The 19,570-nt window shown below is 66.2% G+C and carries 20 protein-coding genes; 7 read left to right on the forward strand and 13 right to left on the reverse strand.

The annotated features are described in order from the left end of the window. Nucleotides 1-19: 19 nt before the first annotated feature. Together HSEST_RS02420 and HSEST_RS02425 are read right to left on the reverse strand one after the other, a co-directional pair. On the reverse strand, nt 20-1,282 hold the full coding sequence (locus HSEST_RS02420; protein ID WP_229121979.1) for a HEAT repeat domain-containing protein: 1,263 nt from the start codon (nt 1,280-1,282) through the stop codon (nt 20-22). A 59-nt stretch (nt 1,283-1,341) separates the two neighbouring features. Then, the gene (locus HSEST_RS02425; protein WP_229121980.1) at nt 1,342-2,037 is read right to left on the reverse strand and encodes a protein sorting system archaetidylserine synthase; all 696 of its coding nucleotides are present in this window, start codon (nt 2,035-2,037) and stop codon (nt 1,342-1,344) included. A gap of 121 nt (nt 2,038-2,158) precedes the next feature. On the opposite strand from HSEST_RS02425, the gene HSEST_RS02430 reads away from it, so the two are divergent. Continuing rightward, nucleotides 2,159-2,566 carry a cupredoxin domain-containing protein gene (locus HSEST_RS02430; protein WP_229121981.1) on the forward strand — a complete coding sequence of 136 codons (408 nt, stop codon included), beginning with the start codon at nt 2,159-2,161 and terminating at the stop codon, nt 2,564-2,566. Between the two features lie 83 nt (nt 2,567-2,649). Here the strand turns inward: HSEST_RS02430 and HSEST_RS02435 are convergent, their stop codons facing one another. The 5 genes from HSEST_RS02435 to HSEST_RS02455 all read right to left on the reverse strand — a co-directional run bounded on the left by HSEST_RS02435 (nt 2,650) and on the right by HSEST_RS02455 (nt 6,235). Further along, the gene (locus HSEST_RS02435) at nt 2,650-3,270 is read right to left on the reverse strand and encodes a 30S ribosomal protein S3ae (RefSeq protein ID WP_229121982.1); all 621 of its coding nucleotides are present in this window, start codon (nt 3,268-3,270) and stop codon (nt 2,650-2,652) included. Beyond that, a complete protein-coding gene (locus tag HSEST_RS02440; protein ID WP_418886530.1) occupies nt 3,267-3,521 on the reverse strand; it encodes a KEOPS complex subunit Pcc1 in 255 nt (84 codons plus the stop codon). Before HSEST_RS02440 ends, HSEST_RS02435 begins: the two co-directional genes overlap by 4 nt. Then, on the reverse strand, nt 3,518-4,642 hold the full coding sequence (locus HSEST_RS02445) for a hypothetical protein (protein ID WP_229121983.1): 1,125 nt from the start codon (nt 4,640-4,642) through the stop codon (nt 3,518-3,520). The genes HSEST_RS02440 and HSEST_RS02445 overlap by 4 nt, the downstream gene beginning before the upstream one ends. Continuing rightward, nucleotides 4,643-5,107, reverse strand: a complete 465-nt coding sequence (locus tag HSEST_RS02450) for a 30S ribosomal protein S15 (RefSeq protein ID WP_229121984.1) — start codon at nt 5,105-5,107, stop codon at nt 4,643-4,645. A gap of 210 nt (nt 5,108-5,317) precedes the next feature. Next, a complete protein-coding gene (locus tag HSEST_RS02455; protein ID WP_229121985.1) occupies nt 5,318-6,235 on the reverse strand; it encodes a PLP-dependent cysteine synthase family protein in 918 nt (305 codons plus the stop codon). Between the two features lie 135 nt (nt 6,236-6,370). Here HSEST_RS02455 and HSEST_RS02460 point away from each other — a divergent pair, with 135 nt between their 5' ends. The 3 genes from HSEST_RS02460 to HSEST_RS02470 all read left to right on the forward strand — a co-directional run bounded on the left by HSEST_RS02460 (nt 6,371) and on the right by HSEST_RS02470 (nt 10,353). Then, entirely contained in the window at nt 6,371-7,243 is an 873-nt protein-coding gene (locus tag HSEST_RS02460) for an aminotransferase class IV (protein WP_229121986.1), read from the forward strand. Nucleotides 7,244-7,475: 232 nt separating this feature from the next. After that, on the forward strand, nt 7,476-8,885 hold the full coding sequence (locus HSEST_RS02465; RefSeq protein WP_229121987.1) for a dihydrolipoyl dehydrogenase family protein: 1,410 nt from the start codon (nt 7,476-7,478) through the stop codon (nt 8,883-8,885). A 91-nt stretch (nt 8,886-8,976) separates the two neighbouring features. Further along, a complete protein-coding gene (locus HSEST_RS02470; protein ID WP_229121988.1) occupies nt 8,977-10,353 on the forward strand; it encodes a UDP-N-acetyl glucosamine 2-epimerase in 1,377 nt (458 codons plus the stop codon). On the opposite strand, the gene HSEST_RS02475 is transcribed toward HSEST_RS02470, so the two are convergent. The 4 genes from HSEST_RS02475 to HSEST_RS02490 all read right to left on the reverse strand — a co-directional run bounded on the left by HSEST_RS02475 (nt 10,350) and on the right by HSEST_RS02490 (nt 15,597). Continuing rightward, the gene (locus HSEST_RS02475) at nt 10,350-11,792 is read right to left on the reverse strand and encodes an MATE family efflux transporter (protein ID WP_229121989.1); all 1,443 of its coding nucleotides are present in this window, start codon (nt 11,790-11,792) and stop codon (nt 10,350-10,352) included. The genes HSEST_RS02470 and HSEST_RS02475 overlap by 4 nt on opposite strands. A gap of 180 nt (nt 11,793-11,972) precedes the next feature. Next, entirely contained in the window at nt 11,973-12,722 is a 750-nt protein-coding gene (locus HSEST_RS02480; protein WP_229121990.1) for a metallophosphoesterase, read from the reverse strand. Continuing rightward, entirely contained in the window at nt 12,722-14,326 is a 1,605-nt protein-coding gene (locus HSEST_RS02485) for a hypothetical protein (protein WP_229121991.1), read from the reverse strand. The genes HSEST_RS02480 and HSEST_RS02485 overlap by 1 nt, the downstream gene beginning before the upstream one ends. Continuing rightward, nucleotides 14,323-15,597, reverse strand: a complete 1,275-nt coding sequence (locus HSEST_RS02490; RefSeq protein ID WP_229121992.1) for a Single-stranded DNA binding protein — start codon at nt 15,595-15,597, stop codon at nt 14,323-14,325. Before HSEST_RS02490 ends, HSEST_RS02485 begins: the two co-directional genes overlap by 4 nt. A 149-nt stretch (nt 15,598-15,746) precedes the next feature. Between HSEST_RS02490 and HSEST_RS02495 the strand changes: the two genes are divergently transcribed. Then, complete coding sequence (locus HSEST_RS02495) at nt 15,747-15,908, forward strand: hypothetical protein (protein ID WP_229121993.1); 162 nt, start codon at nt 15,747-15,749, stop codon at nt 15,906-15,908. Nucleotides 15,909-16,020: 112 nt separating this feature from the next. Beyond that, nucleotides 16,021-16,455, forward strand: a complete 435-nt coding sequence (locus HSEST_RS02500) for a universal stress protein (RefSeq protein ID WP_229121994.1) — start codon at nt 16,021-16,023, stop codon at nt 16,453-16,455. Nucleotides 16,456-16,474: 19 nt separating this feature from the next. Here the strand turns inward: HSEST_RS02500 and HSEST_RS02505 are convergent, their stop codons facing one another. Both HSEST_RS02505 and HSEST_RS02510 read right to left on the reverse strand, forming a co-directional pair. After that, nucleotides 16,475-17,365 carry a DUF4380 domain-containing protein gene (locus HSEST_RS02505; RefSeq protein WP_229121995.1) on the reverse strand — a complete coding sequence of 297 codons (891 nt, stop codon included), beginning with the start codon at nt 17,363-17,365 and terminating at the stop codon, nt 16,475-16,477. Nucleotides 17,366-17,482: 117 nt separating this feature from the next. Next, nucleotides 17,483-18,472, reverse strand: a complete 990-nt coding sequence (locus tag HSEST_RS02510) for a transcription initiation factor IIB (RefSeq protein WP_229121996.1) — start codon at nt 18,470-18,472, stop codon at nt 17,483-17,485. 232 nt (nt 18,473-18,704) lie between these two features. On the opposite strand from HSEST_RS02510, the gene HSEST_RS02515 reads away from it, so the two are divergent. Beyond that, nucleotides 18,705-19,568 carry a bacteriorhodopsin gene (locus tag HSEST_RS02515; protein WP_229121997.1) on the forward strand — a complete coding sequence of 288 codons (864 nt, stop codon included), beginning with the start codon at nt 18,705-18,707 and terminating at the stop codon, nt 19,566-19,568. Nucleotides 19,569-19,570 lie beyond the last annotated feature (2 nt).

Raw genomic sequence — 19,570 nt, forward strand, 5'->3', positions numbered from 1 at the left:
GCCCGAAACGGCCGTCCGATCAGGACGACAGCGCGGCCTTTTCGGCTTCGACCTGGACGAGATACGAGTCGTCGGCGTTGTCTTCGACGGCTTCGAAGGCGCGTTCGGTACCGATCTGGACGAGTGCCCACGCCGCGCTGGCACGGACGTTGTCGTCGGGGTCCGCAGCTAGCACGTCCGCGAGCGGTTCGATCGCTCGGGTGTCGCCGATCCGGCCGAGTGTCCGAGCGGCCGCGGATCGGATGTCGGCCTCCTCGGCCGCCAGGCGGTTCGCGACCGTCTGGGTGGCCTCCTCGCTACCGATCGCGCCGACCGCGCGCAGCGTCTCCAGCTGGAGCGAGCGGTCGCCGTCGCCGTCGATAAAGTCGAGCAGTGAATCCAGCGCCTTGGGGTCGCCGATCTTCCCGACGACATTGATCGCCTTCTTGTTTCGCTTGCCCGCCATCGGAAGCACGTCCTCAAGCGCCTCCGGCGGCGCGATACGGGCCAGCGACTGGAGGACGTTCTCCTCCATGAAGTGCTCTTTCCCGCCGGGGAGCTTTTCCAGGGCCAGCAGGATCATCTCGATCGCTTCCTCGTCGCTCCGGTCCTGCTGGTATCGTTTCTCGTAGAGCTTGACTGCGTTCCACTCGGGCGGGTAATCCCTGTGCTCCTCCGGACCGAGTACGTCGTAGAAGCCCTCAGCGGTGAGCTGCTCGCGGACCGTCAGGTCGTCCCAGGACTCGGCGGCGTCGACGTCCTCGGCCAACTCGCCCGTTGCGGTCAACAGCGCCTCGATCGTCTCGCTGTCCTCGTCGGGGTCGAGAGCCAGTTCCGAGAGCGCCCCGACGGCGGCTTCGAGTCGCTCGGCCGGCTCCCCGTCGTCGATCTCCCCGTCGATTTCGTCGCCGATCGCGTCCAGAAACGTCGCCACGGCGTTCGCAAGGTCCGCGTCCCCGTCCTCGGTCCAGCGGGTCCCCTCGATCGTCGAGACGGCGTCCTCGACCGCGCCGATGACGTCGTCCAGATAGGGGCCGCGCTGTTCGTCGAGCTCCCCGCGGAGGTCGCCGATCCGGTCTTCGAGCGCGTCGGTCGGATCGTCCTCGTCTTCGTCGTCCGGTTCGGGCAACTCGGCGGCGTCGAGTGCCTCGGCAGTCGCGTCCAGCGTCGCCTCGATTTCGTCGAGGTCGGCCTCGGTCTCGGCGGCCTCGAGCGACTCGGCTACCGAGTCCAAACGCGACTCGAACTCCTCGAGGTCGGTCGGTGCCGCCTCGTCCTCGTCCGGCTCGTCCCCGTTGCTCATACCCGAGTTTGTGGGTGTCTCGGGCAAGAGCGTTTCCCTTCCGGCCACCGTGGGCGCCGTCACCGCGATCGCGGATACAGCATCGGCGCGAACAATAGATACGCCAGCGCCGCCGCGAGCAGGGCTCGCGGGAACACGCGCGCGAACGCGAGCGGTGCGAGTACGGCCCCGGCCTGCACGACCCCCATCGCCAGCGCGTCCCGCTCGCTCAGCTCCGGATACTCGATCGAGGTGATCATCAGATAGACGAAGACGCCGGTCGCGCCGAGCAAGAGCGCGGGATCGGTGACGCCGGAGAGATACGCCGCCGCCAGGACCGTCGCCGCCAGTGTCGTCTGGACGCCCCGGGTGGTCCGGTCGTCCAGATCGTAGGCGGTGTACATCCCCAGCCTGACGACCGCCGCCGCGACGTACAACGCCGGAATTGCCAGCGCTGTGAGTTCCGGCACTGACAGCGTCGTGAGCTCCAGTTCCCACGACCGGCCGGCGATCGCGTAGACGAACACCGCGGGCGCGACGCCGAAGGACGCGACGTCGGCCAGCGAGTCGACGTATTCCCCGACCTGGGTACTCCCGTGAACCCGCGCGAGGACGCCGTCGAGGCCGTCGGCGATCGCCGCCAGCAGGATGAGCTGTGCCGCGAGCCCCGGATCGGTCATCGCGGCCACGGCGGCGGTAAAGCCCAGCGCCGCGTTGGCGACAGTCACGATGTCGGCCGCGCCGAGGCGACCGAGAAATCGGGGCCGGAGCTGCATACCCGTCTTCTCGCCGAGGGTCGCCTTAGTCCGTTCGGTCTCGGGGTGTTCCACCGAATGATATCAGATATCAAATGTATTCGCCCGAGGTCTCTTTACCACTGAGGCCCGACGGACGGGTATGAAGCGACGGGCGTTTCTCGCGACCGGTGCAGCGACGCTGGCCGGCGGCTGCACGGCCCTGGGGTCGGGCGGCGGTGACTACGACATCGGTATGACCTCGATGGCCTTCGAGCCGGCGACGCTCGAAGTCGAGGTCGGCACGACGGTCGTCTGGCAGAACACGAACTCCCGTGCCCACACCGTCACGGCCTACGAGGAGGGGATTCCTGATGGAGCCGAGTACTTCGCGACCGGCGGGTTCGACAGCGAGGCCGCGGCTCGCGAACAGTGGTACGAGAACGGCGACGGCAACCTCTTCGGTGGCGAGACGTTCAGCTACACGGTCGAGGTGCCCGGGACCTACGAGTATTTCTGTATTCCTCACGAGGGTGGCGGGATGGTCGGCACGATCGAAGCGATCGAGTGATAACTCGGCAATCCGGAAACAACTCGGCAATCCGTCCCTGCCGTGGTGTCACAAACAGTCGCCGAAACGCCGGTGAAAAACCGCTACTCCTCGACGTCGACGCTGGTCTCCTCTTCGGCGGCGACCTCTTCGGGTCGGGCGACCAGTCGTGCCTTCTGGATCTCGACGCGGCGCAGCGGGTAGATCGTCTTGGCCTCGTTGTAGATCGCCGAGGAGAGCCGACCCTCGACGACGGTGTCGATGAGGTCCTCGAAGGTGTGATCGACGGCGGTCTCCTCGACCATGTCGATCATCGTGCGGCGGATGGCCTTCTCCTGGCTCTCGTCGGCGCTCTTGGTCGTGAGTGCGACGGGCTGGATCTGGACGCGGTAGTCGTCGGTCGTCAGGACCGTGATGAACGCCTCGATCTTCGAGGAGCCACGGCGGACGAGACTCCGCATGTAGTCGCGGGTGAGTTCGTGCTTGATGAACTCGGTGTATGCGGTATCGCTGCCGACGTCGTTGATCTTGAAGGTCAGCTTGGTGTTGTTCTCGCTGGCGTCACTGCGGAGTTCGCCCAGCGTGGTCTCGATCTGTCGGTCGTAGAGCTGTTCGACTTCTGTTGCCGGTGTCGAACCGAGTTCCTCCCGCCCGAACTGCTCGGGGGCGAGGACGGTATACCACCGTTTCTGCTGTTTCTGCTTGGATACGGATCGTTCGCTCATATGTTATCGTTGGTGTCGTGGTCGGTCGTACACTGTGCTGCTACGTGGAGATTGACGACGTAATCGTCCGCCGTCGAGTGCAGTCCACCCGTCGTCTCCCGCGTGATTTCCGTCTCGATTTCCTGTCCGTTGAGGTCGGTCGCCATCTCGTCGGTGTTGTCCGGCCGGACCGAGGCGGCGATCGCCTCGGGGTCGTCGTGCGTCGTCCGGACGACGAGCGTTCGCGTCACGTCTGGGTCGCTCTGACTCACGTCTGGATCGCCTCCCTGACGGCCGTGATCACGTCGGCGGTCTCAGCCTCGACGGTCGCGACCGCGCGCCGTCGCGTTCCGAACGCGGTCCCGTCGCCAAGCCGGTCGATCGTGCCCTCGAAGACAGCCGCCAGATCGACCTCGGCCACGGGCGTCGCGGCTGCGGCGGCCCGCCCGTCGGTCAGTGCGAGTACGACTGGTTCGGGCGATCGCGCGTCCCGGAGCAGTCGCGCGACCGTCTCGACGGGCACGTCGCCGTCGTCGCGGGCGACGAACAACCCGTCGTACCGGCCGGTCGTCGCGGCCTCGATCGCGGCGTGTGCGCTCCGGGCGTGGCGTCGCCAGGCATCGAGTGCGGCCTCGCGAACGTCGTGGCCCAGCGCCAGCGCGACGGCGGTTCCGGGGTCCTCTCGGACTGTGGCTTCGAGCACGTCGGCGTAGCCGCCGACCGTCTCGAAGGGACCGCCCTCGTATGGCCGGAGCGCGGCGCCGATCGTCTCGGCGGCTCGCTCGCTCGGACTGTCGTCGAGGACGGAAAGCGCGACCATCGAGGCGACGCGTCGGTCGTAGTCGTCGGCCTCGTCGTCGATCGTCGCCAGTGTGTCGGCGACCGCTTTGGGATCGCCCGAGAACGGCGCGTGCGTCAGTGTCGTGTGTGCCAGCCCGTCCGCGAGATCGTCGGTCGGTACGGCGACGCCGGGTCGCCGTTCGAGACCGGCTCTCTCGGCGAGGTCCGCGGTCGTCGGCGCGTCGGCCATGTGGGACCCGGCCAACGCGAGCACCGGGTCGGCGCTCTCGGCGTCGAGTTCGCGTGCGGCCTCGAAGGCGGCCCCGCTGGCCGAGCCGGCACCCGACAGCGAGAGGTCGCCGTCGATTCCGGTCGGGCCGATCGCGACGGTCAGGTCAGCGTCGGTCGCGCGGTCGGCGCTCGCCCAGGGACGTGCGACGGTCACCTGGAACGGGATCGCATTCCCGTCGAGCGCGCGGGCGAGGAGCCCGGCCCCAGCCAGCGAGTCGGCGTCGGCACCGGCGACGAGCCGAACGAACTCGGCGGTCGCCAGCCTGCCGGCGATGTCACTGGCCTGAGGGGCGTCCTCGCGGGAGCGACCGGTGGTGGACATCTACTCGAGGTACTCTTTGGCGACGTCGTAGCTATATGTGAACTCCTCGTCGAGTTCGTCGCCGCGGTAGTAATTGACCAGGCGACGGATCTTCGACTCGGTGTTCTGCAGGGCGCGCTTGTTCTGGTGGTCGCCGGGGTGCTCGTCCATGTGCTCGCGCAGGCGGACGGCACGCTCGAAGAGGTTGTAGAGATCTTCGGGGAGCTCGGGGTCGGCGTCGTTCTCCTCGAGGATCTCGGTGATCTTCTTGCCGGTCGCGAGCTTGACGTCCGGCACCGGCGTGCCCTGGACGCCCTCGTCGCGCAGTTTCAGCCCGATCTCGCTCGGGCTGAGGCCGTCTTCGGCCAGCTCGACGACGCGCTCTTCGATCGCGTCTTCGTCTACGTCACTCCACTCCGGGGGTTCGTCTGCCACGGGCTTGTCCGAACTGGACGAGCCGCGGCGGCGTGTGTGCATTCGTGCCATTGTTCTGATTGGAACGACACTGACCGCTTCCCGTGTGGCGTCACCATTGCTCGCGCGTCAGCAGCAGATACTGCACTCGGCGCGTGACGCCGGACACGTCCGCAATCCCGAGCCGTCCAATCGGACGGCGTGTCAGATTTGCGGTCGTGTGTTCCCGTCTCCTTCTTCGTGGGCGGCCACTAAACGGTTTCTCTTCCGTTTGCAAGTCCTTTACTCGAACATCCCGGTGGACATGTACCGTTCGCCGCTGTCCCAGAAGACCGTTACCACAAGCGGCGGGTCCTCGCTGTCGGCCGCGTCCGGATCGGCGAGCCGCTCAGCGACCTGCCGGGCGACGACGCCCATCGCGCCGGAGGACTGGCCGACGAGGATCCCCTCCTCGCGGGCGAGCCGCCGACACTCCGCCTCGGCGTCCTCGACGGCGACGGCTTCGAGTTCGTCGATCAATTCCGTATCGAGGATCTCGCTGACGAAGCCCGGCCCCATCCCCTGGAAGTCGTCGTCGCCGGCCTCGCCGGTCGCGAGCACCGCGTTCCCTTCCGGTTCGACGCCCACGATCGTCACTTCGGGGAACGCCTCGCGGAGCCGTCGACCCGTCCCGGTGATCGTCCCGCCGGTGCCGATCCCCGCGACGAAGGCGTCGACCGTCCGGTCGCCGACCTGTTCGATGATTTCCGGCCCCGTCGTCTCGTAGTGGGCCTGCGGGTTGGCCGGGTTCTCGAACTGGCGCAACTGGACCATCCCCTCTTCGCGTTCGAGGCGGTCGGCGACTTCGCGTGCGCGAGCCATGTCCCCCTCGATCAGGTGTAGATCCGCCCCGTAGGCACGCATGAGTTGCTGGCGCTCGATGGACTTGTCCTCGCTCATCACGATCGTGATATCGTAGTCCTTCGCCGCCGCGGCCATCGACAGCCCGATCCCCGTGTTGCCGCTGGTCGGCTCGACGATTCGGTCGCCGGGCCCGAGGTCACCCGCCTCCTCGGCGGCTTCGATCATGTAGGTGGCCGGGCGGTCCTTCGCGGACCCGCCGGGGTTGAACGACTCCACCTTCGCGGCGACTGTCGCACCCGCCGGCGACTCTAGTTCGACCAGGGGCGATCCCAGTGTTTCGAGGATGTTGTCTTTCACTGTCCGGATCTAGGCTCCCGGGCTTTCTTATCCTGTCGACTCTCCCAAGCGTTGCCCTGTGGAACCGTCGGCTGCGTCGAACCCGACCGCCGATAGCCGGAACGCACAAGCCCTCGACCGCCCAACCGCGTCACGATGCAGTTTCACCTCGACGGAAAACTCGTCCCCGAGGACGAGGCGACCGTCAGCGTCCGCGATCGGGGGTTCGCCTACGGCGACGGGGCTTTCGAGACGCTGCGGGCCTACGGCGGGACGGTCCTGGCGTGGGACGCCCACGCCGACCGCCTGGAGCGGACCGTCGCCGCGCTGGGCTTCGCGGAGGCGATTCCCCCGCGCGAGGACCTCCACGAACGGGTTCACGAGACGCTGGACGCGAACGATCTATCGGACGCCTACCTCAAACTCTCGATTACGCGCGGGGTCCAGCCCGGGAAGCTCACGCCCGCCGAACGGGTCGACCCGACGATCGTCGTTCAGGTATCGCCGCTCCCGCGTGGCGGCCTCGACGGCCAAGACGTCTGGGACGAGCCCGCCTCGGTTCAGACAGTGGCAACCCGTCCCGTGCCCGACGCGTCGATCCCGGCCGACGCGAAGACGCACAACTACCTCGACGGGATCCTCGCCCGACTGGAACTGCGACGGAGAGGCGGCCACCGGGCCGACGAGGCGCTCATGCGCGACGCAGGCGGTCACGTCGTCGAGGGCGCGACGAGCAACCTCTTTTTCGTCGACGACGGCGTTCTCAAGACTCCGTCGACCGACCTCCCGCTCCTGCCCGGCGTCACTCGATCGATCGTGCTCCAGCTCGCCGACGAAGAGGGCCTCCCCGTCGAGGCAGGCCGCTACACCGTCGGGGACGTGCACGGGGCCGACGAGGCGTTCCTGACGAACACGACCTGGGAACTCCGCCCGGTCGAGTCCCTTGACGACACCCCGATCGGCGACGGGCCGATGACCGCACTACTCGCTCGCCTCTACGACCAGCGGGTCGAACACCTGTGCTACTGATTCGATCTCGGCGTTTCGAACGCGCCCTCTCTGCCCTGTAGTATTGGGTGAAATACGAATTTCTACTAGGGGTGCTCGGACAGGGGATATCGCGATAAACGTGACATCCAGTGCAGTATTGAATCACCTCTGCCGACAATACCGGCCGGGCAGTCTCCCAAATCTGAATGGTCGAAAATGATTATTGTATCGTTTCCAAATGATTAAGGTTCGCGGTCACTGTTGCCAGAACATGAGTACTCACGTTGCGATTGTCGGTGCATACGGTAGTGCGGGCGGGGCGGTAGCCAAGCAACTCGCCGACGACCCGGAGGTCGAACTCACACTGATCGACGACGGTGACCCCGGCGGCGGACTCTGTATCCTCCGTGGCTGTATGCCTTCGAAGGAAGTCATCTCGGCGGCGAAACACCGGTTTGCGGCCCGGCGCGACGACCGTCTCGTCGGTGACCCCCCCGAGGTCGACCTCGAGCGGACGGTCGAGCGGAAGAACGAGCACACGTCCAACTGGGCTGGCCACCGACGGAGCGGTGTGGAGTCGCTCGCCGAGCGCGAGAACGTCGAACTCGTCCGGGAGACGGCGACGTTCGTCGACGATCGCGTGATCGAAGTCGGTGATCGGACGATCGAGCCCGATTACGTCGTGATCGCGACCGGCTCGACGCCAAACGTCCCGCCGGTCGACGGTATCGATGACGTGACTGTCAACACGAGCGCCGACGTGCTCGATGCGACCGAGTTCGGGGACTCGGCGGTCGTGCTCGGCCTGGGATACATCGGACTCGAACTTGCCCCCTACCTCAGCGAGGCTGGGGGCATGGACGTGACCGCGGTCGACATCCTCCCGGAACTGCTGCCCGAGGCGGACGACGGGTTCGGCGAGGAACTCGCCGACTACTACCGCGAGGAGTTCGACATGGACATCCTGCTCGAAGCCCAGGCGAGTCAGGTCGAGGAGACCGACGACGGCGGCGTCCGCGTCACCGTCGAGGTCGATGGCGACACTGAAGTCGTCGAAGCGGACCAACTGTTCGCGTTCACGGGTCGCAAGCCGGCGCTCGACGGCCTTGGCGTCGAGAACACGTCGCTGTCGCCCGGCGAGGACTGGGTCGGCGACACGATGCAGGCGGCCGATGACGAACGCGTGTTCGTCGTGGGTGACGCCAACGGCCGCGAACCGATCCTGCACATCTCGAAAGAGCAGGCCGCGACGGCCGCGACGAACATCCAGGCACACCGCGAAGGCGGCGACCTCACGGAGCACGACTCCACCCATCACCACGTCATGTTCTCCGGGCTCGCCAGATTGCCGTTCGTCCGCGTCGGCCACTCCGCCGACTCCGCCGAGGCGGCCGGACTCGACTACGTCGCCGTCGACTCCCGCGCCGAGAACGACGGTGTGTTCAAGGCCAAAGACGCCTCCGAGGGCTGGGCCCGGCTGGTCGTCGCGCCCGACGGGACCGTGCTGGGCTATCAGGGGTTGCACTACCACGCCGACGCGATGGCAAAGACGATGCAACTCGCCGTCGAGATGGAACTGGACGTCCGCGAGATCCCCAACCGGGCGTATCACCCCACCACGCCGGAGATCCTCGACGCGCTGTTCCGGAAAGCGACCGAGAAACTGGCCGAGCGCGAGTGACGGGCGATCGGGGTCGGCCACCCTGAGCGGTCGCTGTTCTGCCCGCACTCGAACCAGAACCTACTACCGACTGGTCTCCCGAGAGGGAGATATGCCAGGCGAACTGACGATCTACGAGGACCGGCTCGCTCGTCAGATGGACGCGGGCGAGTTCGTCCTCGCGGTCGTGACGGCGACCAAGCCCGACTTCTACAAGCAGGCCCCGGTCGTCACGGCCGCCCGGGACGCGGGCGTTCCGGCCTTCGTTCTCCACACGGGCCAGCACTACGACGACGTGCTCGGTCACGGTCTCGCCGAGTACGGGATCGAGGACCGCGTCGCGGTCGATCTGGCGATCCGTGGCTCGCTCTCGGAGAAGACCGCGCAGGTCCACCGACGGATCGACGAACTCACCGATACGCTCGAAGCCCAATGGCCCGACACGACGGTCCTGCCGATCGTCCATGGGGACACCCACGCCGCCGGGATCGTCCCGCAGGCGTGGCTGTTCGCCACCAACCAGGCTGTCGCCCACAACGAGGCCGGCCTCCGCGGGATGTCGCCCGATTTCGAGAACTACGAGGACGTTCCCGCGTTCGTCGACGCCCAGTGGTCCGGGGAGTGGTCGATCAACCGCGCCGAGCCGTTCCCCGAGCAGTACGACACCTTCGTCGGGTCGGCGGGCTCGATCTATCACTTCGCGCCGGTCGAACTTAACCGCGAGCACCTCCAGCGCGAGGGGTATCCGGCCGCAGTCGAGGGCGGCGAGCGGATCCCCGTGGTCGGCAACAGCGTCGTCGACGCCATCGAGCTGAAACGCGACGCCGACCTCGAGGAGAGCATCTTCGACATCTACCCCGTCCTCGAAGCGCGCGACGACTGGATCCGCGTCGACATCCACCGCCGGGCGAACCTCCTGCCGGAGCGCTTCCGGGCCATCGTCGAGGGTGTGATCGGACTGGTCGAGGACGGCTACAACGTCAACTTCGTCGAGCTGACCGCGACCCGGAAGGCACTGGAACACTACGGCTATCGCGACCGACTGCTCGAACTCGACGACGAGCGCGAGAACTTCCTGTTTACCGGTCTCTGGAAGAAACACGCCCACGTCTACGAGTTTCTCACCTCCGGGCAGTGTTTCGCCGAGTTCACCGACTCCGGGAGTATGCAGGAAGAGCTCAACGCAATCGACGAGGCGATCTGCCTGACGGCGAGGTTCAATACCGATCGCCCGGAGACGGTCTTCGATGCGGGGACGAACCTGCTGGTCCCGCCGGTCGACGGCGAGTACGTCCGCGAGATGATCGAGTACGTCGCCGAGACCGACGCCGTCCGCGAGGAGATCCAGACTGGGCCGAGCCTCTACGGTGAGGACGTCGGCGAGTCGATCGTCGAGTTTCTACAGGAGAAACGCGAGGCGACGCCCTTCGACTGGGCCCACGAGCGCGTCGGCTTCGAGACGGGCAAGCAGGACTTCGAGTATCTCTAGTCGTTCGCGGGCGCGGCGTCAGGCCGGTATTCCCGGCTGATCGCGCGCCACTTGCCCGTCGCGAAGCGGTAGTAGTTGATCACGGCTGGAATCCCGCTCTCGGCCAAAAAGGCCAGATACAGCCCCCAGACGCCAAGCGGCGTCGTCGCGCCGAGATACGCAAGTGGGATCGCGCCGGCGAACATCCCCAGGGCCTGACTGTAAAATGGCCAGCGGGTGTCGCCGGTCGCGTCGAGGGCCCCTGCGATGGTCGCCTTGACTGCCTGGGGGAGAATAGAGATGCTCGCGGCGTAGATCAGCCCGACTGCGACTGCCATCCCGGCCGGCTCGACGCCGAACAGTTGGACGAGTTGCGTCGCGAAGATCGCGGTTAGCGCCGCACCCACCGCGTAGACGGCCACGGCCAGCCGCGTGATTTCGATCCCGTAGGATTCGGCCGCGTCCTCGTTTTCGGCGCCGAGTTCTTGGCCGACCAGACTCGAGGCGGCCAGTCCGAAGCCCCAGCCGGGCGTGTTCATCAGCCCCCAGATGCGTCGGACGACGATGTACGCCGCCAGCACCGTCGGGCCGATCATACCGACGATCGCCAGCATCGGGAAGCGCGCGACCGTCCAGACGCTGTTTCGCCCGGCGACCGGCAGCCCGATGGTCACTAGATCCGACAGCGTCTCCCGATCGAAATAGCGACTGACGAGAGCGACCTCGGCCGGGAACGCTCTGGTCGCGGGCAATCGGCCCACGACGAGACTTCCGGCGAAGACGGTCGCGACGACGGCGTTCGAGACGACCGTCCCGATGGCCGCCCCGACGACGCCCATGTTCAGCCCGAATATCAGCACGGCGTTGATCGCGATGTTCGCCAGGGCACCGCCGGCGCGGACGACCATCGGCGTCCAGGCGTCGTCGACACCGATGTAGACCCGGCTGCCGATGAGGTTCAGCCCCGCGAAGGGCACGCCCAGCCCGAGGATCTTGAGGTAATCGCTCCCGTATTCGATCGTTCTGGGATCGCCGGTCAGCAGGCTGATCAACTCCGTCGGGAACAGCCAGAACAGCGCCGTCACCGGCAGCGTCAGGACGACGACGAGGGCGGCGCTGGAGCGGATCGCCTGCCCCATCTGGTCGTAGCGTTCGGCACCGTACCGCTGGGAGACCAGCGCGACCGTGCCGGCGGCGACTCCGCCGCCGATCGAGAACGCCAGCCCCCAGAACGGTCCCGCGAGCCCGACGCCGTTGATGGCGAACTGCCCGAGGGCGGCCCCGACCATCGCCACGTCGACGGCGTTTTTCGACATCCGGGCGATGCCCGTGACGATTCGCGGCCACGCCAGATCGGCCGTCCGGCGCGTCCGCTCGCAGTCGACGAGTCCAAAGCGGTGCAACACAAGTCCAACGCCGATAATGATCCCCTTGATCGGATTGCGTGCGAAGCGAGCCACCGCCGTAGCTATCCGTCGCACGAGCGACTCTGGACGACTCGAGGGGGAGGACACAGGATTACGTTGGACTAGCGATTCCGCGGGTTAATCGGTTTTCATCCGCGATCCGTTCGACAAAGGCTGGCACATCCGAACAGAGGACAACTACCACTGGATTATTTGGAGAAGTAACTAACACTATCACAGCCGCCGATACGGACCGAGCCGCGTGCCATCCAGCAGGTACGCCTCGCCGTCGGCCAGTCCTTCTGGCAGAAACGGCGAGAGGAAGTCCCGCCCGTCGACGTTGACCCACGTCCCGCCGGAGCGATCGTTGAACGCGGGGCAGACGACCAGCTCCGCCGATATCTCGCCCAGCTGATCGCCGTGCTGCTCGCGGAACGGCTTCGGTTCGATCCTCCCCCGGAGCCACACTCGCTCTGCGCGAGCGCCGCCGACCTCGTCTTCCAGTCGGACGACCGGGTGTTCGTGGGCGACGCAGACGATCTCGGCTTCGAGGACGGCCGGCCCGGGCCAGGTGTGACCGTGGGCGAACCCGACCGAGCCGAGTCGCGTCCCCTCGCTGTCGGTGACGGTGACGCCGCCGATATCTTCGACGATCGACTCGATCTCGCCGTCGTGGTTGCCCTTGACGATCGTGACCGGCACGTCGACGGCCTCCAGAAGCGTCTCGATTTCGCTGCGCTCCTCGCCCGTGGGTTCGCCGATCGTGGTCGCGAGATCGCCCAGCAGGACGAGTCGGTCCGGGCCAGTCTCGGCAAGCAGCGACAGGAGTCGAACGCGGCGCTGCTCGTCGGCGGGGTCGAGTTCGACACCCTCCCGACGGAGCTGTGCCTCCAGACCGGCGTGGTAGTCCGCGACGACGAGCGCGCGCTCCGGACCGGTGTCGGCGACCGCGGCGGGCGCGTCGGGGATCGGTTCGACGCCCATCAGATCGGTTTGAGCGTCTCGTCGTCGGGTTCGTAACACCGACCGTCCATCAGCGCGTCCTGGACGGCGTCCTCGACGGCGCCCGGATCGGCCCCCTGCTCAACGACGGCGGCGATCACCTGTTCGCGGTCCGCGCCGTCGCCGTCGTCCAGCTCCGTCATCGCGTCCATCACTGCGTCCTCCAGGTCGACCGCCTCGCTTTCGTCCGGGGACTCGCTTTCGCCTCCCTCGGTCGTGGATTCGCTTCCGGTTGCTTCCTCTGGGTCTGCCGTCTCTGTCTCGGGTTCGCTTGCTGACGTTTCGGTTGTGGGCTCACTTCCGCCGGTTTCCGTTGCGGTGTCCGACTCGACGGCTGGCTCCTCGGGTTCTGGGGTGTCAATGCCTGCTTCGCCCGGTTCGTCGACCTCCGTCCCGCTCTGGAACTCCGTGCCGTACTCCGATTGCACTTCCTCTCGAGTCTCCTCGTCGAGGTCGAACTCCTCGGGATCGAAGTCCCCGAGCTCGTCGCCTCCGGTGTCCGCCGTCTCGCTTTCGGCGTCCGTTCCCGTCTCGCCTCCGGTGTCCGCCGTCTCGCTTTCGGCGTCCGCACTCGACTCCCTCGTGACGCCGTCCGCCGTGGCGGCTTCCCCGGCCGGCGCGGTCGTCTCTTCGCTCGATGTGGTGTCTTCGGCTGTCGCTGTGGACTCCTCGACCGTCGTGTCCGTCTGACCACCGGTGTCAGCCACTGATTCGGCCTCGTCTGCCGATTCGGTCCCGCCCCCGCTCGGCTCCGAGTCGGGCGTTCCAGCCGGCTCCGACCCCGTGGCCGTTCCGGCCCGGGAGTCGGCCGTCGCCGCGTCCGGCCGTGCCGCCGGCTCGTCCGGCTCCGGCGTGGACAGTTCGATGTTCGCGAGAGCCGACAGATCAGCTTCGCCGCTCGCGTCGGGCGCGACTGATCGGTCCGCGACCTCCTCGCGCTCGCCGGCGACCACCCGGAGCGCGTCGAGTGCCGTCTCTCGCAGCGCGTCCAGGTACTGCCCGCTCGTCCCGTAGTGTTCGATCGCCAGCGGTATCCCCGCCGCCAGTCCCTCGGGGACGCCCTGGTCGGCCAGCCGCTCCTGTAGTCCCTCACCGCCGTTGCTCTCCAGCGCGGCGGCCATCGCCCCGATCCGATCGAGCGTCCGTTCGGCCGTCCGGACCGTCCACCGGTCGCGGGTCTCGGCGTCGACCTCGTTGATGCTCTCGGGTCGGATCGACGTGTAGACCACGTCGCTGTCCTCCGGCTGGAAGGTGCGTGCCTTCCCGGCGACGGCGACGAACGCCGGCGGCTCGGTCCGTTCGAGAAACGCCTGTTCGTCGGGCTGGTACTGCCCGGCGTAGACGACAAAGGCGCCGGTCGGGTCGACGACTCGCGCGCGCAGTACGTCGTCGCTCACCTGCTGTACCTCCGTCAGGACGCCGACGACGAACAGCCGGTTGACCCGCGCACCTGTCGGCGTGATCACGTAGTTCGGGGCGCGCTCCTCGTCGCTCTCGGTGTATGAGACGTCGCTGTCCTCGAACTCGGTCGCGAACAGCCGGAACGCGGTCTCGCGACGGTTGACGGTCTCCTCGTCGGCGCTCATGCGTCCACCTCCGAGAGCAGGGCCGCGGCACGATCGGCCGGATCGTCGGTGATCGCCGCGAAGTCCGTCGCGTTCAGGTTCGCGCCGTATTCGTCGATGCTCAACGTGCCGCGAACCCGGAACGACCGTCCGACGATCGCCTCGCGGATCGCGTCCGCGACGACCTCCTTGTCCATCGCGTCGCGCGCGTGTTCGCGAGCGTCGTCGACATCCCCGCCGTAGATCTCGGCGGTGAGTTCGTCGTCGAGGATCGCCGTGACAGTGCCGGTACCGTCGTCGAGGATCGCTTTCGTCCGGAGGTCCTCGACGGGCTCGACCTGCCCGTGAGTTCGACACTGGCCGTTCTGGACGATCCGGCCACACTCCGGACACCGCTCGATCAGCCCCGAGCCGTCACGGACGGCGATCGCGTCCCCGACGATCTCGACGTCGAACATCCCGCCGGATTCGAGCGCGTCCCGGATCGACAATCGCGGCGCCGACTCGGTCGCTTCGACCGTCCGATCGAGCGTCTCGACCGTCGAGAACTCCGAGACGTTGACCGACGGTGCGCCCCGGAACTCCCGCACGTAGGTGTTTTCGATTCGAACCGACTCGCCGGTCTCGATCTCCGAATGCGGGTCCCAGTCCGTGAAGGGCAGCCGTGCCGTCTCGTCGGCGAGCACGCCGCTGAGAATCTCGGTCTCGCCGTCGCGGCCGTCGATCACCTTCCGGTCGCATTCGAGGACGGTCACTTCGGCGTTCACGCCGCGATCGCCGGGTTCGAGATCGATCAACGCCGCGTCGCCGCCGATCTCGTAGGGAACCTGGAGCGTCTCCTCGAGCTTCTCGACGCTGGTCGATTCGCCGAGGTTCAACTCGGCGCTGTCCTCCCACTCGCGAACGCCGGCGTTGCCTGCCTGGATCGTCTCTCCGGGTTCGAGATCGAAGTCCTCCCACGCGGTATAGGACAGTTTCCCCGTCTCGTCGGCGATCTCGCCCTCGAAGATCGTGTGATCGGCACCCTGATACCGGATCGACCGCTTGCCGACCGAGAGGACTCGTCCGGTGACGGTGACGTTCGAATCCTCCGGTGTGATCTCGGCCAGATCCTTGCTCTCGGGCTCGGGACCGGAGCCGTCATCCCCGTCGCCGTACTTCCGGCGGAGACTCTGCTTGGCCTCCTCCAGCGGGACGCTGTAAGACACCAGGTTCTCCAGATCGCGCTTGACCTCCGTTTTGTCTACGCCGAGGGTGGAGGCGAGTTCCTCGGCCTCGTTGTCGAGATTCATCATCGGACCTTCGACTGGCCCGCACAAAAAGGTCGCCGTCGTACCGGGAACGTCGCCAGTGAACCCTGGCTGCTACAACGGGTGTTATATGTATGTTAACATTAGACAAATACTATCATCGTGGGCGTCGTCTCTTCGAACGGAGGGCCATGACGCTCGGGATCGAGGTCGAACGGGCGGTGAACGGGGATAGGGGGATCGACCCCGAGTTGCTGGTGTACGGGTGTGAGGGCTGTGGCCGCGCGTTCGCACGCGAACACGAATCGTGTCCGGCCTGTGGTGGGGCCGTCGATAGCGTTCTGCTTTACTGATCTGAGGGGTCACGGGCCTCTGTGGTCTCTGCGTGCTGTCCGCGTTACCCGTGCGTCCGCGACCCAACACCGGCGGGTACAATTATGACGCTGCCGAAACGAATGGTCTATCATGTACGATCGAATACTCCTGCCGACCGACGGCTCCGAGGAAATGGGACCCGTCATCGAGCACGCGGTGTCGCTGGCCGATCACCACGATGCGACGCTGCACGCGCTGTACGCCCTCGATACGGCTTCTCTCAACAGTCTCCCGATGGAGACGTCCTGGGAGACGATCTCGTCACTGCTCGAAGAGGAGGGGACGAGCGCGCTCGAGGCGGTCGACGGGCACGCCAGTGATATCGACATCGAACGCGAGATCGTGGAGGGGTCGCCGAGTCGCCGGATCGTTCAGTACGCCGACGACGAGGACATGGATCTGATCGTCATGGGGACGCACGGCCGTGGCGGGATCAACCGTCTGCTGTTGGGTAGCGTCGCCGAACGCGTCGTTCGAACGTCGTCAGTGCCCGTCCTCACTGTCCGGGTCGAAACCGACGGCTGACACGCGCTCCGCTGGCCTCTCACTCCGGTGTGAGCGCCGCGGCGTCGGCACCCTCTTCCGGTTGTGTGACCCCATCGACGAGGTGCCACCGCTCGGTGTGGCTGGCAGTCTCGCCGGGATCGAGTTCGACCAGCGGCCCCAGCGTTTCCAGCTCGAGCATGAAATCGAGCATGAAGACCTCGATAGAAGCCCCCCGATCGGGATAGGTCTTCCCGGAATCGTGCTCGAAGGTCTTGATAAACGCCTGGCCGTCGTTGACGTAAGCGGTCCACCCCTCCCGTCCGTTGGCACCGATCTTCAGTTCCGGGCCGTCGGCCTGCTCGACGAGGACGTGGTCGTCGACGTACGACAACCGCTCGTCGCCGATGTCGGTACTCGGCCAGAACACCAGCGATCGGTCGGGCAGCAACTCGTCGGGGTCGCCGTCCGGGAACGGAACGACTGCCGTTCCGCCGGGTTTGCAGACGGATATCGCCCACGGCGCGAGTTCGACGCTCCAGGCTCCCTCGTTGGTTAGCTCGTGGGTGAGCTCGACGGCGGGTTCGTCCTCGGCCATTTCGATCTCGATCGCTTTCCGGACCCCGGTTTCCGCCTCGACTGGCTGGACGAGCCGACAACCACGTTCGGTCACCTCGGCCGCGATCGGCTCGTTGTCGGGTTGATAGGTCCTCGGATCGCTTTCCGGACTGTGCCACAGGCGGTGGCCACCGTACAGCTCCCAGCCGTCGTCCCCGGTCGTACCCGTCGCGCTCTCGTCGAGAAAAAAGACGTTCTCCCCATCGGTCTGCCGGAAATCGACGATCCGCGGGCCGATGTCCGTCGTCGCGACGAGCTCGATCTGACCGTTGGTGATCCGAATACATTCCTCCCAACCTTCGTAAGTGACGCGCTCGATTTCTATCCCTGACATACTTGTTCCGGACTGCAGGGGCCGGCATTCCACGCTGGATCGATTTCCGGCACGCCGGCTGCAGCCTACTGATCTGTCGTTCGCCTGGCTCCCTGATAATATTGCCGTGCCGCTGGATCAATCGCCGTCAGCGGTTTGTGTGTCGCCGCTGCCGTGTGCTCCGGTCGACGACGGGGTTCGTGTCCCGTCTCTGTCGTTGACGTCGGGACACAGCGGTTCGAACTCGTCGAACCGCGTTCGGACGGTCTCCGCGGTCACGTCGGCTGCTGTCGCGACTTCGCGCTGACTGAGCATCGTCTTCCCCCCTTCGAGCCGTGCGACGGTGTAGACGGCCCCGGCGGCGACGCCCTTCGGGTCCCGCCCGCTGTGGAGGTTCCGCTCAGTGACGACCCCCAGCAGTTGCCGGGACTGTCTGAGGAGTCGATCGTCTACTCCGAGCGTCGATTGCAGTCGCGGGAGGTACGCCACCGGTGATATCGGTCCAGCCGTGATCGCCAGTTCACGCTGGAGGAACCGCACGTCCCGTCTGACGCTGTTGTTCGGACATCGACTCACGCTCGCGACTTCCGTCAGCGTCCGAACGAATCGCGCTCTCCTCGCTCCGAGATAGACCGTCGCTCCGGCGATAGACTCGTACGCGCGTCCGTATAGCAGGTTCTCCGCGAGCGCCTGCCGGAACAGCACGCTCGCGCTCTCCCGGACGGTCGTGGTCGCTTCGAGCGCAGCACAGACGCGTGCGATCTCGGCGAGCCCGGGCTGGAGTGTCTGTTTGTTCGCCCCGCGAGCGGCCCGTCGCTGCTGTGTCCGCTGTCGCTCCAGCTGTCGTCGTGCCCGCGGAGAGACGGGGCTTCCGCGCGCGTCTCGTCGTCGTCCGATGTACGACGAGAGGCGGCGATTCGCGTGCACCGGTGTCAGTGGCGCACCCGTGGCACGACCCCCATCGCGTGCCTGCGGCCGCGTTGGTCGCGGCCGCCGATCCGTCGGTGACGCGTCGAGGACGACCCCGCAGTCCCGACAGACGACCTCGCACTCGCTGACGATTCGACCGCCGCATTCCGGACAGCTGCCGATCCCGCCGTCCCGCTTCGAATATGACTGTCGATACATGTGTCGTGTTCCGGCCATCGCGACCAGCCACAGTGACGGAGTGTCTACCCCAGTGTCCCACCCGGGACAGTGTCGTGTAGCCGCTCGTTTGACGACCGTTCGTCCGATGGTAGTGTGTAAGAATCGGTTAAATTTTCCGGATCATGTCCCAAACCCATTTCGGGAGAGCGGTTCCCCCAATCCATTTGGTACGTCTGATATCCACGATCCTGTCGTACTCCTGTATGGAACAATGTCACAGCCCATTTCGGCCACTGTCTTGGCGGCGAGTCAGCAGGACCTGTTCAAACACGTGCTAAACGACCCGCTCCTCGGGAGTTCGATCTACATCAATATTGCACTCGCGGGGCTAACGCTGCTGTTGTTCGCGTATATGGCACGGGACCTCGTCGACCCGCGTGCCAAATTGATCGTCGTCTCGGTGATGGGCGTCTCGGCCGTCTCGATCGCCAGCTATACCGGGCTCGCTTCGGGCCTGACGATCGGCGTCTTGCAGATGCCCGAGGGACATGCCATGTACGAGGCGACGACGGAACTGGCCCACAGCGGCGAGACCGTCGACGGAACAGTCAGCCTCTGGGGTCGGTATCTGACGTGGGCGTTCTCGACGCCGCTACTCTTGCTCGCGCTCGGCCTCATCGCGGGATCGAACCTCACGAAGATCTTCACAGCGATCGCCTTCGACGTCGGGATCATGATCACTGGCCTCGCCGCCGCGCTGACCACGTCGTCGTACCCCATGCGATGGGCCTGGTACGGCATCAGCGTCGCGTTCTTCCTCGTGGTGGTCTACATTCTGCTGTTCGAGTGGCCAGCGGACGCCAGAGAGGCGGGGACCGAGGAGATATTCAACACGCTGAAGCTCCTGACGGTCGTGCTGTGGTTCGGGTACACGATCTGGTGGGCGCTCGGCAACGAGGGGCTGGCGATCATCGAATCGGTCGGGATCACCTCCTGGGGCTACAGCGCTTTCGACATCGTCGCGAAGTACCTCTTCTCGTTCCTGGTGGTGAAGTACGTCGTCGACAACGTCGAGAAAGTCAGCGGCGGCGACGACTACGGTGCCACGATCTCCGGTCAGCCCGCTGACGACTGACT

It is taken from the genome of Halapricum desulfuricans (assembly GCF_017094465.1).
Classification (GTDB): Archaea; Halobacteriota; Halobacteria; order Halobacteriales; family Haloarculaceae; genus Halapricum.